The sequence below is a fragment of the Nocardioides abyssi genome, assembly GCF_030412915.1.
In the GTDB taxonomy this organism is placed as follows: Bacteria; Actinomycetota; Actinomycetes; order Propionibacteriales; family Nocardioidaceae; genus Nocardioides; species Nocardioides abyssi.
This window is the reverse complement of sequence record NZ_JAUHJR010000369.1, coordinates 1-201: the sequence shown is the minus strand read 5'-3', so window position 1 is coordinate 201 and position 201 is coordinate 1. Positions and strand designations below refer to the sequence as shown.

1 protein-coding gene is annotated in these 201 nt (G+C 81.6%); it reads right to left on the bottom strand.

Translation table 11 applies throughout. The annotated features are described in order from the left end of the window. Positions 1-201: IclR family transcriptional regulator domain-containing protein (locus tag QWY29_RS21015; protein WP_300963132.1), on the bottom strand; the 201-nt coding region annotated here is incomplete at both ends.

The window sequence follows — 201 nt, the reverse complement described above, 5'->3', positions numbered from 1 at the left end:
GGCGCGGCGCAGCGACTCCGAGAGCCGCTCGGCCGCGGCGAGCACCGCGGGCGCGTGCATCCGGCCGGGCTGGCGGGAGAGCCGCGCGAGCGGCCCGGAGACCGACACGGCGGCGATGACCTTGCCGCCGGGGGAGCGGACCGGGGCGGAGACCGAGGCCACGCCCTGCTCGCGCTCGCCGACCGACTGGGCCCAGCCGCG